The organism is Hydrogenivirga sp. 128-5-R1-1 (assembly GCF_000171895.1).
The window spans coordinates 135193-150527 of sequence record NZ_ABHJ01000004.1 but is presented as its reverse complement, the minus strand read 5'-3'; the positions used below and the strand labels follow the sequence as shown (position 1 = coordinate 150527).

Genomic DNA, 15335 nt, shown 5'->3' with positions numbered 1-15335 from the left:
AAAATTTAAACCCATGAAGAGGATTTTAATCCTGCTAGAAGAGCTCGTAGAGGATTCTGAATTCCTATACCCTTACATGCGTTTCAAGGAGGAGGGGTACGAGGTCGTTTCGGCCGCTCCCGTAGTGCGGGAGTACAAAGGCAAGAAGGGCATGAGTTTCAAGCCCGATATGACGCTCAAGGATATAGTTCACGATAGCTTTGACTGCCTTTTCATACCCGGCGGATACGCCCCGGACAGGCTCCGGAGGTACACCGAAGTTCTGAGCCTCGTGAGAAGGCATTACGAGGAAGGCAGGCTGGTCTGCGCGGTCTGTCATGGTCCGTGGGTTCTCATATCTGCCAAGGTGGTTGAGGGGAAGCGGGTAACGGGCTTTATGGCTATAAAGGACGACCTCATAAACGCGGGTGCGGAATACACGGGCGAGCCCGTGGAGGCTGATAAGAACTTAATAACCGCCACCGACCCGAACTCCATGCTTGAGATGATCCGTGTAGTCATAAATAAGCTCAACAAAGAGGCTCAGCAGTGAGATCCCTCCTCCTGCTCCTTTTAGCCCCCGTGATCTCCTTAGCCGCCGAGGTCGTCATAGTTAGCGTCTACCCCTTCTACGATGTGGTTAAAGAACTTTCAACGGGCAGGTTTGATACCGAGGTTCTTATACCGACGAGGGCTGATTACCACCTTTACGAGCTATCAACCAGGGAGATCTTAAAGATACACCGTGCAAAGCTCATCTTCGTCAGCGGTGTTCCCCTCGGCGGTTGGGAGAGAAAGGTTGAAGCCCTTGGAGGTGATAAAGTTGTCAGGCTCGCCGAAGGTCTCGTGGTTAAAACCGAGGAGGGCATAAAGATAGACCCGCACCTCTGGCTCTCACCCAGAAGGATGGTTGGGGTAGCCCGGAACGCATACAAGGCTCTTTCGGAGAGGGAACCCGAGTCCAGAGAGCTCTTTACGAAAAACTACAAAGAGGTACTGAAGAAACTCAAGGAGCTTGACGGTGAGTACAGGAACGCCCTGAAGAGCTGTAAGTTCAAAGTGTTACCCATAATCCATCCGGCTCTCGGCTACCTCGCCCGGGATTACGGACTGAAACAGCTCTCCATAGGCAGCGGTGATGTGCACGGGGGTGTGTCCCCGAAAGAGCTCGCCCGTTTCGTAGCCAACATAAAGGAACTCGGGATAGACTTCATCTTCGGCATATACGGCGTTAGGTCAAAGTACACCGATATCCTCGCCGAGGAGCACGGTCTCAAGGTTTTCAGGATAAACGTCAAGATAATTCCTTCAGAGCACGGGAAAGACTACTTCTCAATAATGAGATACAACCTCGGAATCCTCAGGGAAGCACTGAGATGTACATATTAGAGGTAGAAAACCTTTACTTCTCCTACACGGGGAAGGATAGCGTCTTAGAGAACGTGAGCTTTAAGGTGAAGGAGGGTGAATTTGTTGGAATAGTGGGACCTAACGGTGCAGGAAAGACGACCCTATTCAGGATACTCCTCGGTTTCCTGAGACCCTCCAGCGGCACCGTCAGGTTGTTTGGAACGGACATAAAACACTTCAAGCACTGGCACAGGATAGGGTACGTTCCCCAGAGACTCAACGTGGAGCAGAACTTTCCCGCCACGGTGAGAGAACTTCTATCGCTCGTTGCAAGCGGTGAGAGAGCCAAGGAGATAGCCGAGTTCCTTCATATAGACGATTACATAGATAGGCAGTTCCTCAAGTTATCCGGAGGGCAGCAGCAGCTCGTCCTGCTCGGCATGGCCATAGCCTCGGATCCAGACCTGCTCCTGCTGGACGAACCCACATCCGGGCTGGACATTCACGCGCAGATGCACATACTCCAAATACTGAAGGAGCTCTCCCTGAACGAGGGCAAGACTGTACTTATGATATCTCACGACATAGGTCTTGTGCTTAAGAACGTGGACAGGGTTCTCTGTATAAACAGGGGCGTTTACTACTACGGAGAGCCGGAGGATGCCCTTGACGCCATAGAGGAGCTCTTCGGCATAGGAAGGGGTTTGAAGGATGGAGCTACTTAATTACGACTTCGTCCAGAGGGGTATACTGACCGGTTTAATGGTAGGCATGTCCTCCGCCGTGGCGGGGGTGTTCCTCATACTCAGGAGGATGGCTTTTCTCGGAGCCGGTCTCTCCCACGCAGCCTTCGGGGGAATAGCCCTCAGTATGCTCTTCGGGGTAGAGCCTTTCCTCTTTACAGCCATCTTTACGGTGCTGGTGGGCAACCTGGTTCAGGCTCTAAGCTACCACAGACGTGTTCCGGGGGATGCCGCCATAGCGCTCGTATTTTCCGGAGGTGTTGCCCTCGCTGTGCTCGTGCTTGGCATAGTAAAAGGCTTTGGTGAGTATATATTCGGATACCTCTTCGGAAATATACTCATGGTGACGAGGGATGAGCTTTACTTTTCCCTTTTCTCCTTCCTGTTGGTCTCCCTTTTCTTCCTCCTATTCTACAGGAAGCTCGTTCTGCTCTCCTTCAGCGATGAGCTTGCCAAGCTCAAGGGTGTCAACCTTATCCTTATAAATCACATGCTTGTTTCTGTATCCTCTCTCGTGATAGTTTTATCCATAAAGGCGGTAGGAATAATACTGGCGTCTTCTATGGTGGTAATACCAGCCCTCACAGCCCTCATGGTTGGGGGCTCCTTTTTGAGCACCGTTGTGCTCTCTGTATGTGCCTCGGTGATATCCGTGTTGGCGGGTATCACCTTAGCCTTTTATTACGATCTGCCCCCGAGTGGGACTATAGTGGGGGCTATGATATCCCTCTTCGCCTTGGCATTCCTGAGGAGGGTTCTATCCTCTTAGTGCTGAGCGCCCCCCGGTCCGTGGGCGTGCCTGTGGAGTATCTCGTCGGGCGAAGCCTCTCTAACATCAAGAACCTCAACCTCAAAGACGAGGTCTCTACCTGCAAGAGGATGGTTCATATCAACGGTTACCGTCTGATCATCAAAGTCAACGACTACCATGTTTATGACCTTGCCCTCGGGCGTCTGTGCTTGAAGGGGAAGTCCCTTTTCAAGGGGAACATTCTGGAAGTACTCCCTGGGAGCCTTCTGGACTAACTCCGGGTTCCTCGGACCATAGGCTTCTTCAGCTGGCACCTCTATATCCTTGGTTTCTCCCCTGCTCATGCCGAGCATTCTGTTCTCAAGACCGGGGATTATCTCTCCGGCACCCACAAGAAAGGTTACAGGCTGTCCGCTATCTTTGCTGGACTCAATAACCTCTCCCGTCTCCTTATCCTTGAGGGTGTAGTGGAATGAGACCACCGCGTTCTTTTCAACTGACTGTGACATGTCTACAACTCCTTTATAGTTTGATGTGTTCAATTTAATGGTTTAAATAAAACTGTCAATCTTTTTAGAGCCTGCTTGGAAGAATACTTCGTATGCGGAAAGGGCGGTTGGGTATAAAGGATATTATTCAGAGAGTTACAGTCCTTTTGAAAATAACCTCCTAAGGGGATATAATAATAGTTCGGCTGGAGCCGTAGTTCAGCCCGGTTAGAACGCCGGCCTGTCAAGCCGGAGGGCGCGGGTTCAAATCCCGTCGGCTCCGCCATCCCAAACAAAACCCCAAGGGAGAAAAAGATGGACTATCACGTAAAAGACCTCTCCTTAGCCAAAGAAGGGAGGAACAGGATTGAGTGGGCGGAGATGGACATGCCCGTCCTGAGGAGTATCAGAGAAAGGTTCTCTAAGGAGAAGCCGTTAGAAGGGGTCAGGATATCCGCCTGCCTGCACGTGACAACTGAGACCGCGAACCTCGTGCTAACCCTAAAGGAAGGAGGAGCCGAGGTATATTTGACAGCTTCCAACCCCCTGTCTACACAGGACGATGTGGCCGCCGCCCTCGTTAAGCATTACGGCATTCCCGTGTTTGCTATAAGGGGAGAAGACAGGGACACCTACTACTCCCATCTGAAGGCGGTGATAGACAAGAAGCCTCACATAGTTATAGACGACGGGGCAGACCTCATATCAACCATACACAGGGAGTATCCTGAGCTTGCGGAGGAAGTTCTCGGCGGTATGGAAGAGACGACCACAGGTGTGATAAGGCTTAAAGCTATGGCAAAGGACGGCGTCCTGAAGTTTCCCATAATAGCTGTAAACGACGCATACACCAAGCACATGTTTGACAACAGATACGGGACGGGACAGTCAACCATAGACGGAATACTCAGGGCTACCAACAGGCTGATAGCTGGTTCTTACTTTGTGGTCGCAGGCTACGGATGGTGTGGCAAGGGTGTCGCTCAGAGGGTTAAGGGGCTCGGTGCTACCGTCATAGTTACCGAGGTTGATCCCATAAAGGCTCTTGAAGCCCGAATGGACGGCTTTCTCGTTATGCCGATGAGCGAGGCAGCCAAGCTGGGAGACTTCTTTGTTACGGTGACGGGGAACACTTCCGTTATAAGGAAAGAACACTTTGAGGTAATGAAGGACGGGGCGATAGTCTCCAACTCCGGACACTTCAACGTTGAGATAGACCTTGACGCTCTGGAGGAGGTGAGCGTTTCTAAGCGGGAGATAAGGAAGGAAGTTGAGGAGTACAGGCTGTCCGATGGGAGAAGGATATACGTCCTCGCCCAGGGCAGGCTCGTGAACCTTGCCGCTGCGGAAGGTCACCCTGCCTCGGTTATGGATATGTCCTTCGCCAATCAAGCTCTATCCGCAGAGTACATAAGGACGAGGGCGGAGGAGCTGGAGAGAGAAGTTTACAAGGTGCCCGACGAGATAGACAGAGAGGTTGCCAGACTGAAGCTCAGGGCTATGGGAATAGAGATAGATGAGCTGACTCCCGAGCAGGTGAAGTACCTATCCTCCTGGGAGTTTGGGACTTAGCCTCCGCACCTTATAACCTCGGCAACGAAGGGTATAACACCGTCGCTGAACATGCCGAGCCTTTCGGCGGCAGCCCTTGATAGGTCAAGGTGTCTTCCCCTGACGTAGGGTCCCCTGTCAAGAACCTTCACCTTAACCGTCTTCCCGTTCTTCAGGTTCTTTACGAGGAGGACTGTCCCCAAAGGTAGAGTTCTGTGAGCCGCCACGTAGTCGTGCATGTTAAAGCGGGTGCCCGAAGCCGTCCTCCTGCCGTGAAATTTGGGTCCATACCAGGAGGCGTACCCCCTTATGTAGCGGGGGCACTTCTTAACGTTGTTTTCTCCACATCTAAGCACCCTTACCTTTGCCCTGAAGCTGCTCCCCTTGCTCATGAAATATTTGTACTTTTTGGGAATGCACAGACCCTTTACGGAGCTGTTCTTCCTGACAGATATGGTCAAGCTCTTTCCCGTTTCCAGACTCACAACCTTTATCTTGCTGAGGTGCTGTATCCTGTCCGAGTAAGCGTACTTTGTGGGGCAGTACCTGACTCTCATAACGACCTCTCTTGGACACGGGGCAACGAGACCTTCATGAACGTATCTGACCCTGCCCGTAGGAGGCGCGCAGGACACCAGCAAAATGAGGGCAACGATTGCGAGCGCTCCGAGCTTCATGGGATACCTATTTTATCGGCAGGGGCTTCAGAATTTTCCCGTGAAGAAGTCAGCCACAGCCGACGCCGCCACAGCGTCAGGCTTGAGTACCGGCTTGAGCCCCTGTGCCAGGACGTAACCCACAGCCTCTTTAACTATCATGCTTGAACGGTGGTCTGGGTTGGGGTTTATGTCCAGGTGAACCTCAAAGGGACGCTCACCGACCACATCGGCTATCATCAGAGCTGTGTAAACCGCCCTGTTCACCTCCTCCATCAATCTCTGCCTTATTGAGGTTATCCTCCTGACTCTGTCCACACGCCAGAATATCTTCGCGCCGTGATTTGAATTTATGTGAACTACCACCACGGTCACGAAGACCGTCCTGCTCCTGAACTGCCTGGAATCGCAGCCCACGTATATGGCGCTATCCTCTGAGGAGCTCTCTATGAACCTCCTCACCTCCTCTATGTCTGAAAAGTGAGGCATAGCTACCCGTTCGGGTTGAAGTCAACATCTTTGTACCAGCTGGGTCTGAAGGCTATCCAGTACTTCATGTTCTCCGGACTCTTGGAGTAACACACCTCGCACAGCAGACCCTTCGGGGTTAGCTTAGAGTTGTCGTCACAGCACTCGGAGAGATTCCAGAACTCGTAGTTGTCATGAAACACCAAGTTGCCACACTCTATACACTCGTATAGTTCGCAACCTCTCTCCTTGAGGAAGTCCTCCAGGCTGATCTCTTCAGGAAGTTCCGAAAGCTCAAAGACGTTCTTCAGAAATTCCTTCTGTTTATCGGAGAGCTCAGAAACCAACATAACTCTAATTATAAGACCACGAGAGACTTAGGCAAAGGTTAGCTCTGTTATACTCATTTAAACGGGAGGTTGACATGAGAAGGTCGGAGCTTATAGCCCTGCTACTTAAGGACATAGCCCTTGAGCACTCTGCGATAATCCAGTACCTTTACCACATATCCCTGATAAAGGATGCCGAGATAACCGAGGAGATAGAGAAGATAGCCCGCCAGGAGATGAGGCATATGAAGTGGTTTGCTCAAAAAGTCGTCCAGCTGGGTGGCGAGGTGGAACTGAACAGGGTTGAGGATGAGATAAAGGTAGGAGGTCCAGACTGGGCGAGCATGCTTGAAAACGACGTTAACGCAGAACAGGTCGCCATAGACACCTACACTAAACAGCTTGAAGAGGTCAAGGATGACTCCGTCAGGAAGCTCCTTGAGAGAGTCATACACGACGAGAGCGCCCATAAGGATGAGTTCTCCGAGCTCCTTGAGGAGGTCAAGAACAAGGAGTTCAGCGAAGAGGAGGTTCGTGCCGCAGATGAGAAGAGCGTTGAGCTGATAAATAAGCTCCTGAAGGAGGAGTACAGCATAATACTGGACTACCTCTACAACTTTTTCCACTCAAAGAACTGCGAGTACAAGGACATAATGTTAGACCTCGCCATAGAGAGCATGGTTCACATGGGCGAGCTAGGAGAGAAGCTCGGCGATATGGGTGGTATGCCAGACCTAAGCATGCCGGAGCTCAAAAAAACTAAGAACGTTGAGGAGCACATACTCTACGAAGAGAGTTCAAGGGAGGAATACCTCCAGAGGGCGAAGGAGGTCTCCGATCCCTCCCTGAAAAAGCTTTTAGACTGGATAGAGGGTCAGGAGGAGTACCACAAGCAGAGGCTCGTGGAGTTCCTGAAGAGGATGAGAAGGTTCTCCGTGGGAGACCTCAGGAAGAGAGATTGAGCCTGCCGGAGAGGTCTCTTATAAACTGGTTTGCCGTTCTGCCGGAGAAGCTACCCCTCTCGGTAGCCCACCTGAGGGCTTCCCTCTCAAGCTCCTCTTCAGGCATATCAATACCACGCCGCAAGGCGTAACTACGGACTATATCAAGGTACTTCTCCTTGTCAAAGGCGAAGAAGCCGAGCCTTATCCCGAACCTGTCTATAAGGGATATCCTCTCCTGGAGGCTCTCGGAGGGGAACTTTTCATTCATCTCAACGTCCGGTATCAGGTGTCTCCTGTTGGAGGTAGCATAGACCAGGACGTTTTCGGGTCTCTCCTCTATGTCACCTTCAAGCATGGACTTCAGAAGCTTGAAGCTGTCCTCCCCCGGCTCAAAGGAGAGGTCGTCAAAGAAGAGGATGAACTTCTGTTTCCTGCCTCCCAGAACCTCATAGAGTTCCGCAAGGGAGGGAATCTCACCCTTGTAAACCTGGACTATCCTGAGTCCCTTTTGCCCGAACACACCGAGGAGAGATTTAACAAGCGAGGACTTCCCCGTGCCTCGCTCGCCCCAGAGAAGGACGTCGTTGGCGGGATAGCCCCTTACGAACTGCTCCGTGTTCCTGAAGAGGGTCTCCTTCTGCTCGTCCACGTACCTGAGAAGGTCTTGGTCTGGTATGGACGGTCTTCTGACGGGCTCAAGACGGGAGAACCTCAGCCTGAAGGCGAGGTGGTCTTCAAAGAACTCGTCCCCGTACTCCTCCGGCTGAAGGGAGCCGAGAAGAGCTTTTATAAGTTCCCTCAGGCTCTGCATGCTCATCAATTATAATCCCTCATAGAAGGGGTAAAATTGGGACTTGACTTAATAAGGATATAAGAATATTCTTATATTCTAAATTGGAGGGTGGCTATGAGGTGGATGCTCCTGTTACTGATGACCGCTGGTGTCTTTGCCAAGGAACTCTCCCTTGAGAAGGTTATAGAGGACACCCTTAGGAACAACCTTGAGATAAAGGCTCTCAGACACGAGATAAAGGCTTACGAGCGAGAGTATATGTCCGCAAGGGCGAACCTCTTTCCCACCCTTAAGCTTGAAGAGACCTTCACGCGCACGGACATACCCGCTTACGTTCTCTTCACCAAACTCAATCAGGAGAGGATAACACCGGCGGACTTTGCACCCTCCACCTTAAACGACCCCGACCCTGTGAACAACTTTGAGACCAAGCTGAGCGTTGAGCTTCCCCTCTGGGTAGGTGGAAAGATAAGGGCTTTTAAGGAGGCTGCCCTTTACAGAAAGAAGGCTGAGGAGAGAAAGCTCTCAAGGAAGGAAGAGGAGGTATTATTCAAGGCTTACGAAGCTTACCTCGGTGCCTCCTTAGCCAGCTCGGCGATAGAGGTTGCGAGAAAGAACGTTGAGGATGCGAGGGAACACCTGAGGATCGCCCGCAAACTCCACAGCGTAGGCATGGCTCTTCTATCGGATGTCCTGAGGGCAGAGGTATTCCTGAAGAAGGCTGAAGAAAAGCTTACCGAGGCTCAGAACAGATACAAGGTAGCCCTCAAGGCTGTGGGGCTTATAGCGAATGAAGATTACGAGAGTTACAGCGTTCCAGCCCTCAAAGAGTGTCCCAGCGTTTCCCTGGACGAGTTGAAAGAAAAGGCGCTATCAAGCAGGAGCGACCTGAAGGCGATAGAGGACTTCCTAAAGGTTTTCAGAGAGAGCTACAGAGCTCATGTGGCTGATAACCTGCCCCAGCTTGCCGCCTTTGCCTCCTACAACCTCTACGATGAGAACACACCCTTTGGCTCGGACGGGAGCGGCTACATGTTCGGGCTCAGCCTTTCCTGGAAGTTTAACACTGGACTTGCTTCCATACACAGGGCGAGGAGTTTCAAGGACAGGGAAAGGGCACTGCTCAAGAGAAGGGAGCTCCTGAAGAAGGCGATACTGTTTGGAGTTGAGAAGGCTTACTCGGAGTATGAGACAGCCCTGAGCTCCGTCATCTCGGCGGAGACAAGGCTCAAGACGGCGAAGGAAGTGGTGAGAATTCTGAACGTAAGGTATGAAAGTGGACTCGCTCGCATGGTTGACCTTCTGGACGCCCAGACCCAGCTGGAGAATGCGAGGTTTGACCACGTGGAAGCCCTCTACAGGTGCAACCTGAGTTTCGGGAGGGCTCTCCTGGAGGCGGGTCTTATAAAGGAGGTGTTGAGATGAGAGGCTTTGCAAAATACTTTTTCTTCCTTTTCCTGCCAGTCTTATTCATAGTTCTCTGGCTCGCCGGTGTGTTCCACCCGAGACTCTCAGCAAAGGAGGTTGAGGCTGAGAGCAAGGTGGTGGAGGGTATCCGTGCGGAAGAGGTGAGGGTAATGGACAGGAGCTTCGTGTCCTTTGCGGGAACGGTTGTCCCCTCCGATAGGGCGGAGATATCCACGAGGACGATGGGATACGTAGGGTACGTGGGCGTGAAAGAGGGAGATCACGTCCGCAAGGGACAGCTCCTGCTCAGGATTGACCCGAGAGACACCAAGGCGCAGGTTGAGGCGGCACGCCAAAGGGTAGTACAGGCAGAGAAGAACTACAACGCGGCTTTAGCCCAGTACGAAGCTACCAGAAAGACCTACGAGAGGTTCAAAAAACTCCTTGAGTCCAAAGCCGTCACACCCCACGAGTTTGACATGGTGGAGGCTAAGTACAGAGCCGCAAAAGCCCAGCTTGAGGCTGCCAGGTCGGGAATAGAGCTCGCCAGACAGAACTTAAAGGCTGTATCTTCCAACCTGTCCTACACAGAGGTAAGGGCTCCCTTTGAGGGATACGTGGTGTCCAAGCTCGTTGACGTTGGCGACATAGCCAAACCCGGATACCCATTGCTGGTTTTGGAAAAGCCGCCCTACAAGGTTGAGGTCAGCCTACCCGAGAGGTTTTACGGAAAGGTAAAGGAAGGAGACGTTCTAAGGGTTTATATAGAGAGCCTGAAGAGAAAAACAACGGCTAAGGTCGTTGAGCTGGAGCCCTCCGTCAACCCGGCGAACAGAACATTCAAGGTAAAGGCAGTCCTAAGCGACAGGAGTATAAAGAGCGGTTTCTTCGCAAGGGTGTACGTGGAAGAGCCTATAAGGAAGTCCATACTTGTCCCCGTGAAGGCTGTGTACAAGAGGTGGGACTTCACGGGGGTTTGGGTAGTTAAACCCGACAACACCCTTGAGCTCAGGTTCGTCCGTCTCGGTAAAGTTGTGGGAGACATGGTTGAGGTGCTTTCGGGCTTGAACGAAGGTGAAAGGGTCGTGGTTGAAGGACTTGAGAAAGCCTGCGACGGATGCAGGGTAGGAGGTTAGGGGAATGTACGGACTGGCTGGGAGGTTAGCCCACTACTTCATTGACTCCAAGCTTACACCTATCCTGATACTCGTCTCTCTTGCCTTGGGTCTATTTGCGGTAGTCACAACCCCCAAGGAGGAAGAGCCCCAGATAATCGTCCCCATGATAGACATATACATCTCCTACCCCGGTGCCACACCTGAGGAGGTTGAAAGCCGTGTGGTGATCCCCCTGGAGAAGAAGCTCTGGGAGCTGAAAGACATAGAGTACATATACTCAGCCTCCATGAACGATATGGCTATAGTAACAGCCCGCTTCTACGTTGGAACCGACCCTGTTAAAGCCCTCGTTGACCTCAACTCTAAGATGATGTCCGCGATGGACCTGGCTCCGCCAGGTGTTGTACTGCCTCCACTCATAAAACCCATGTCCATAGACGATGTCCCTATAGTCACCCTGACCCTCTGGGGTGAGAGTTACGACTGGTACTCCCTAAGGAGGTTTGCGGCTACCCTCCAGAACGAGCTCAAGAAGATAGACAACGTGGCGGACGTCTTCATAGTCGGGGGTATGCCCAGGGAGATAAGGGTTGTCTTAGATCCTCAAAAGCTGGAAGCCTACAGGGTCTCTCCCCTCTACATAGCTAAGCTTCTGAAGGCGGCGAACGCTCAGGCTATAAGCGGCAAGGTAAACAAGGGCAACAGGGAGTATCTGATAAAGGTAGGCAACTTCTTCAAGTCCAAAGAGGACGTGGAAAACCTCGTAGTAAGCGTCCAAGGGGGTAGAGTCCTATACCTCAAGGATGTAGCAACGGTCGTAGACGGTCCGGCGGAGATAAAGGACTACGTCTTTATGGGATTCGGTCCCTCCGCCGAGCACAAGGGTATAGATAAACCGGCGGACAAACTCCTGCCGGCGGTTACCCTCGCGGTTTCAAAGAGGAAGGGAACCAACGCGGTGAACGTTGCGGAGGAGGTTCTCCAGCTCGTTGAATATGCCCAGGGAAGGATACTCCCCAAAGACCTGAATATAACCGTTACAAGAAACTACGGGGAGACCGCCAAGGAGAAGGCAAACGAGCTCCTTGAGCACCTCCTCATAGCCACAGGCTCGGTGATACTCCTGATAGCGGTTGCCCTCGGCGTGAGGGAGGCTTTCGTGGTGGGCATAGCCGTGCCCGTTACCCTTGCGATAGCCCTATTCCTCAGCGAGATGTACGGCTTCACCCTCAACAGGGTCACCCTCTTCGCCCTGATATTTGCCATAGGTATCCTCGTTGACGACGCGATAGTGGTCGTGGAGAACATACACCGCTGGTTTGAGATGCAGAAGCTCCCTCCGAGGGACGCCATAGTCAGGGCTACGGATGAGGTGGGCAACCCGACCATACTCGCCACCTTTACCGTCATAGCAGCCCTTATGCCGATGGCTTTTGTCACGGGTCTGATGGGTCCCTACATGAGACCTATACCCATAAACGCATCGGTCGCCATGTTCTTCTCCCTGCTCGTCGCCTTCATAATAACACCCTGGGCTGCCTACCGATTCCTGGATAAGGAGAGAAAGCACGAGGAGGTGGACATAAAGAAGACCTTCTTCTGGAGGCTTTACTGCAAGATAATGGCTCCCATGCTCATGAGCAAAATGAAGAGGTACGCCTTCTACGGCTTCGTTATAGCCCTTCTGGGGGCAGCCATGTTCATGTTCTACACTAAAGCCGTCGTTGTGAAGATGCTTCCCTACGACAACAAGTCCGAGCTGGAGATAGTCTTAGACATGCCCGAGGGGACTACCCTTGAAGAGACCCTGCGGGTGGCTAAAGAGTTGGGAGAGTATATAGCCAGGCAGAACATAGTCACCGACTATCAGATATACGTGGGGACGGCGGCACCCTTTAACTTCAACGGGCTCGTCAGACACTACTACCTGAGGCAGGCGTCCCACTTTGCTGAGATACAGGTCAACCTGGTGGGCAAACACCACAGGAAAGAACAGTCCCACGAATTTGCCAAACTCATAAGACCGAAGGTGCACGAGATAGCCAAGAAGCACGGTGTAAAGTACGTTGCGGTCGTTGAAGTCCCACCGGGACCCCCGGTTCTGTCTCCCATAGTGGCTGAGGTCTATGCGCCCGACAGGAAGACCCAGAAGGAGGTCGCCCTCAGGATACTTGACGTATTCAGGGACTCCAGCAAGGTGACCGACGAGGGCATATACCTTGAGCACCCGGCGCCCATGCTCAACTTCAAGGTAAAGGAGGACAAGGCAAAACTCAGCGGATTCTCCAAGGAGGAGATAGTCTTCACCATGAGGGCTCTGATAGGAGGCATGCAGGTTGGAGTCCTCCAGAATACGGACACGGAGCACGTCCCCATAAAGCTTAGGCTGGCTGAAGAGTTCAGAGTCCCGGAAATACTCAGGAATCTAAAGCTCGTGAACTCAAGAGGTCAGGCGGTTCCCCTCGTTGAGCTCGTTGAGCTTGAGGAGACGACCATACCCGAAATCATTTATCACAAGAACTTAAGGAAGGTCATCTACGTTACAGGTGACGTTGCAGGTAGGGAGGAGGCACCTTTCTACGGAATTATGGACGTCCGAGACAAAGTCCTCGGTGTTGAAAATCCCTACGGGAGCGTAGGGGAGCTCTGGATGTCACTACCCCTTATAGAGGACAGGGTTTACGTCAAGTGGGACGGCGAGATGCACATAACCCTTGAGGTGTTCAGGGATCTCGGTCTCGCCTTCGGCGTTGCGCTGTTCGTCATGTACGTGCTGATACTGGGCTGGTTCAAGAGCTTTAAGGCACCGGGTATAATAATGGCGCCCATACCCCTTACCCTCGTGGGTATAATTCCCGGGCACTGGCTCATGGACAACGTCCTCGGCGGGGTGTTCTTCACCGCAACCTCAATGATAGGCTTCATAGCCCTCGCTGGGATAATTGTCAGGAACTCAATACTCCTCGTTGACTTTGCCGAGGAGAGGATCAGGGAAGGGCTACCACCTCACATGGCGGTCGTGGAAGCCGGCGTTATAAGGACGAGACCCATACTTCTCACGGCTGTCGCCGTCATAATAGGCGCCTTCGTAATTCTCTTTGATCCCATATTCAACGGGCTCGCCATCTCCCTGATCTTCGGTACCATCGGCTCAACCACCCTGACCCTCGTGCTCATACCCCTAATGTACTATGCCTCAAAAACGAAAGGACTCCCTCCGGAGGCGTGCCCAACGCCCGAGACCATAAAGAGAGACCTGATGTCAGACTGAGGGGCTCAGCCCTCTCCCCTCAGCTTCTCCTTTATGCTTCTTACGGCATCCTTTGGAGAGGAGCTTTCCTCTATCCACAGCTCGGCGAGAGAGTAAACCTTTTCCCTCTCCTCCATGAGTTTTCTCAGCTCCTTCTCACCCCTCCGCAGGAGGGGTCTGTTTGGATCGTCCCCACACCTCCTCAGGAACTCCTCGTAGGAGACCCTGAGCCAGACAACGAGACCCTTGTCCTTCATGAACCCCATAGCCTTCGGGTTCGCACCGAGTCCACCACCCGTTGATATTACAACTCCCTCTTTCTCGGCGAGCTCCTTAAGCAACCCAAGTTCAAGCTCCCTGAAGTAACCCTCGCCCTTCTTCTCAAATATCTCAGGTATGCTGAGCCCCTCCCTCCTCACTACCTCCTCATCAACGTCCACGAACTTCCAGCCGAGTTCCTCCGCGAGGAGTTTCCCGACGGTGGACTTCCCGCTGCACATAAAGCCCACTAAGAATACCCTTCCGTATCTCAATAGCCCCTCTGCTCAGTCCTTCCACTGTGGCAGGCTGTGCAGTTGAACTCCCTGTTCGCCTTCCTGACCAGTCCGAAGTCCATGGCTATCCTCTGGTGTCTGGAATGTATCTCCGGGTTGGGGATAAATTTTCTGAGCCTCTTTATCCCGAGCCCCTGGTGGCACTGATAACATGTGAACATAGCCTCCTTCCACAGCTTGACAGCCTTCTCCTTATCCTTGTCCTTGAGAGCTTGAACGAGCTCAACGTACATTATCCTGTTCCTCTTCTTGACGACCCTTTTGACCTCTTGGGGGAACTTAAGCATCATAGGTGCCGCAAGGGACATATTCTTCCCGCAGGCGGAGAGTCCTGAAGCCTCCTTTATAAGGTGAACTCCCGCGATGTAGTTCTCGTGCTCAATCAGCCCCCTGAGCTTGACGAAGCTGAAGAAGGTCTTGTAGGCACCCGCCTTAAAACCCACAACCCTGTGGGCTAAGAAGTTGGCAGCCTTTACCACCTGCCTGGTATTCCTTCCTCCAACAATTAGCACCTTTCTGCCCTTCCACTGCACCACCTTCAGGGTGGGCTTGCTGAACTTCAACCCGAGGTTCTTAACTATGGAGTTGTTCGTTCCCACGAGTATTATGTGCTTCTTCGTTTTCAACGCCCTGTTAAGGGGCATGACTATCGTGGGCAGCTTTCCCTTCCTGACCGCTCTCGGGGTAAGTCCCATGTCCTCAGTCCACTGACCGAGGTAGTAGGCTATGTTTGAGGCGGCAGACAGGACAGCCCTGCTCTCGCTCTTGCCGTAAGCTATAACCACGTTGGGAGCGGTTACCTCCGAAACCTCCGCCGGTGTTCCAGTCCACGCCTTGGTGTAGGTCACGAAGGGGAACCTCTTTACCTCTCCGAATGTATCCAGTACTGGCTTTGAGAACACTACACCCACAACTGCCAGTAGGATCAGAAACAGCATGTAACCCACCTCCGGT

General features: G+C 52.4%; 16 protein-coding genes and 1 tRNA gene. 10 read left to right on the top strand and 7 right to left on the bottom strand.

What is annotated here, in order from left to right; all coding sequences use genetic code 11:
• Positions 1-13: 13 nt before the first annotated feature.
• The 4 genes from HG1285_RS12015 to HG1285_RS12030 are packed head-to-tail and all read left to right on the top strand — an operon-like array spanning position 14 to position 2841.
• On the top strand, positions 14-532 hold the full coding sequence (locus HG1285_RS12015; RefSeq protein ID WP_008286879.1) for a type 1 glutamine amidotransferase domain-containing protein: 519 nt from the start codon (positions 14-16) through the stop codon (positions 530-532).
• The gene (locus HG1285_RS12020; protein ID WP_008286878.1) at positions 529-1368 is read left to right on the top strand and encodes a metal ABC transporter substrate-binding protein; all 840 of its coding nucleotides are present in this window, start codon (positions 529-531) and stop codon (positions 1366-1368) included. The genes HG1285_RS12015 and HG1285_RS12020 overlap by 4 nt, the downstream gene beginning before the upstream one ends.
• Positions 1356-2054 carry a metal ABC transporter ATP-binding protein gene (locus tag HG1285_RS12025; RefSeq protein ID WP_008286877.1) on the top strand — a complete coding sequence of 233 codons (699 nt, stop codon included), beginning with the start codon at positions 1356-1358 and terminating at the stop codon, positions 2052-2054. The genes HG1285_RS12020 and HG1285_RS12025 overlap by 13 nt, the downstream gene beginning before the upstream one ends.
• Positions 2041-2841 (top strand): metal ABC transporter permease, encoded by an 801-nt coding sequence (locus HG1285_RS12030; RefSeq protein ID WP_008286876.1) that lies wholly within the window; start codon positions 2041-2043, stop codon positions 2839-2841. The genes HG1285_RS12025 and HG1285_RS12030 overlap by 14 nt, the downstream gene beginning before the upstream one ends.
• Here HG1285_RS12030 and HG1285_RS12035 read toward each other — a convergent pair.
• Positions 2838-3332, bottom strand: a complete 495-nt coding sequence (locus tag HG1285_RS12035) for a peptidylprolyl isomerase (RefSeq protein WP_008286875.1) — start codon at positions 3330-3332, stop codon at positions 2838-2840. The genes HG1285_RS12030 and HG1285_RS12035 overlap by 4 nt on opposite strands.
• Before the next feature lie 187 nt (positions 3333-3519).
• Between HG1285_RS12035 and HG1285_RS12040 the strand changes: the two genes are divergently transcribed.
• Positions 3520-3597, top strand: a tRNA-Asp gene (locus tag HG1285_RS12040).
• 29 nt (positions 3598-3626) lie between these two features.
• Complete coding sequence (ahcY, locus tag HG1285_RS12045; RefSeq protein ID WP_008286874.1) at positions 3627-4883, top strand: adenosylhomocysteinase; 1257 nt, start codon at positions 3627-3629, stop codon at positions 4881-4883.
• Here ahcY and HG1285_RS12050 read toward each other — a convergent pair.
• From HG1285_RS12050 to HG1285_RS12060, 3 genes are read right to left on the bottom strand one after another with little or no spacing between them, the layout of a single operon-like run.
• Positions 4880-5539 (bottom strand): septal ring lytic transglycosylase RlpA family protein, encoded by a 660-nt coding sequence (locus HG1285_RS12050; RefSeq protein ID WP_008286873.1) that lies wholly within the window; start codon positions 5537-5539, stop codon positions 4880-4882. The genes ahcY and HG1285_RS12050 overlap by 4 nt on opposite strands.
• 27 nt (positions 5540-5566) lie before the next feature.
• On the bottom strand, positions 5567-6007 hold the full coding sequence (locus tag HG1285_RS12055) for a ribonuclease H-like YkuK family protein (protein ID WP_008286870.1): 441 nt from the start codon (positions 6005-6007) through the stop codon (positions 5567-5569).
• A 2-nt stretch (positions 6008-6009) separates the two neighbouring features.
• On the bottom strand, positions 6010-6336 hold the full coding sequence (locus HG1285_RS12060; RefSeq protein ID WP_032496455.1) for a hypothetical protein: 327 nt from the start codon (positions 6334-6336) through the stop codon (positions 6010-6012).
• A gap of 74 nt (positions 6337-6410) precedes the next feature.
• Between HG1285_RS12060 and HG1285_RS12065 the strand changes: the two genes are divergently transcribed.
• Complete coding sequence (locus HG1285_RS12065) at positions 6411-7277, top strand: ferritin-like domain-containing protein (protein WP_008286868.1); 867 nt, start codon at positions 6411-6413, stop codon at positions 7275-7277.
• Here the strand turns inward: HG1285_RS12065 and HG1285_RS12070 are convergent.
• Entirely contained in the window at positions 7261-8076 is an 816-nt protein-coding gene (locus tag HG1285_RS12070) for an ATP-binding protein (protein WP_008286867.1), read from the bottom strand. The genes HG1285_RS12065 and HG1285_RS12070 overlap by 17 nt on opposite strands.
• A gap of 90 nt (positions 8077-8166) precedes the next feature.
• On the opposite strand from HG1285_RS12070, the gene HG1285_RS12075 reads away from it, so the two are divergent.
• Genes HG1285_RS12075 through HG1285_RS12085 form a run of 3 tightly spaced genes read left to right on the top strand, consistent with a single transcriptional unit; the run spans position 8167 to position 13848 of the window.
• A complete protein-coding gene (locus HG1285_RS12075; RefSeq protein ID WP_008286866.1) occupies positions 8167-9477 on the top strand; it encodes a TolC family protein in 1311 nt (436 codons plus the stop codon).
• A complete protein-coding gene (locus HG1285_RS12080; RefSeq protein WP_008286865.1) occupies positions 9474-10595 on the top strand; it encodes an efflux RND transporter periplasmic adaptor subunit in 1122 nt (373 codons plus the stop codon). Before HG1285_RS12075 ends, HG1285_RS12080 begins: the two co-directional genes overlap by 4 nt.
• A gap of 4 nt (positions 10596-10599) precedes the next feature.
• A complete protein-coding gene (locus HG1285_RS12085; protein WP_008286864.1) occupies positions 10600-13848 on the top strand; it encodes an efflux RND transporter permease subunit in 3249 nt (1082 codons plus the stop codon).
• 5 nt (positions 13849-13853) lie between these two features.
• Here the strand turns inward: HG1285_RS12085 and HG1285_RS12090 are convergent, their stop codons facing one another.
• Both HG1285_RS12090 and HG1285_RS12095 read right to left on the bottom strand, forming a co-directional pair.
• Positions 13854-14360 (bottom strand): shikimate kinase, encoded by a 507-nt coding sequence (locus HG1285_RS12090; protein WP_008286863.1) that lies wholly within the window; start codon positions 14358-14360, stop codon positions 13854-13856.
• Entirely contained in the window at positions 14357-15319 is a 963-nt protein-coding gene (locus tag HG1285_RS12095; protein WP_008286861.1) for a cellulose biosynthesis cyclic di-GMP-binding regulatory protein BcsB, read from the bottom strand. Before HG1285_RS12095 ends, HG1285_RS12090 begins: the two co-directional genes overlap by 4 nt.
• Positions 15320-15335: the final 16 nt, after the last annotated feature.

Excerpts from the sequence above, each read along its gene's own strand:
- HG1285_RS12050 (WP_008286873.1), bottom strand. The coding sequence starts at position 5,539 with ATGAAGCTCGGAGCGCTCGCAATCGTTGCCCTCATTTTGCTGGTGTCC.
- HG1285_RS12080 (WP_008286865.1), top strand. The coding sequence starts at position 9,474 with ATGAGAGGCTTTGCAAAATACTTTTTCTTCCTTTTCCTGCCAGTCTTA.
- HG1285_RS12075 (WP_008286866.1), top strand. The coding sequence starts at position 8,167 with ATGAGGTGGATGCTCCTGTTACTGATGACCGCTGGTGTCTTTGCCAAG.
- HG1285_RS12070 (WP_008286867.1), bottom strand. The coding sequence starts at position 8,076 with ATGAGCATGCAGAGCCTGAGGGAACTTATAAAAGCTCTTCTCGGCTCC.
- HG1285_RS12055 (WP_008286870.1), bottom strand. The coding sequence starts at position 6,007 with ATGCCTCACTTTTCAGACATAGAGGAGGTGAGGAGGTTCATAGAGAGC.
- HG1285_RS12065 (WP_008286868.1), top strand. The coding sequence starts at position 6,411 with ATGAGAAGGTCGGAGCTTATAGCCCTGCTACTTAAGGACATAGCCCTT.
- HG1285_RS12025 (WP_008286877.1), top strand. The coding sequence starts at position 1,356 with ATGTACATATTAGAGGTAGAAAACCTTTACTTCTCCTACACGGGGAAG.
- HG1285_RS12015 (WP_008286879.1), top strand. The coding sequence starts at position 14 with ATGAAGAGGATTTTAATCCTGCTAGAAGAGCTCGTAGAGGATTCTGAA.
- HG1285_RS12060 (WP_032496455.1), bottom strand. The coding sequence starts at position 6,336 with ATGTTGGTTTCTGAGCTCTCCGATAAACAGAAGGAATTTCTGAAGAAC.
- HG1285_RS12095 (WP_008286861.1), bottom strand. The coding sequence starts at position 15,319 with ATGCTGTTTCTGATCCTACTGGCAGTTGTGGGTGTAGTGTTCTCAAAG.
- HG1285_RS12030 (WP_008286876.1), top strand. The coding sequence starts at position 2,041 with ATGGAGCTACTTAATTACGACTTCGTCCAGAGGGGTATACTGACCGGT.
- HG1285_RS12085 (WP_008286864.1), top strand. The coding sequence starts at position 10,600 with ATGTACGGACTGGCTGGGAGGTTAGCCCACTACTTCATTGACTCCAAG.
- ahcY (WP_008286874.1), top strand. The coding sequence starts at position 3,627 with ATGGACTATCACGTAAAAGACCTCTCCTTAGCCAAAGAAGGGAGGAAC.
- HG1285_RS12035 (WP_008286875.1), bottom strand. The coding sequence starts at position 3,332 with ATGTCACAGTCAGTTGAAAAGAACGCGGTGGTCTCATTCCACTACACC.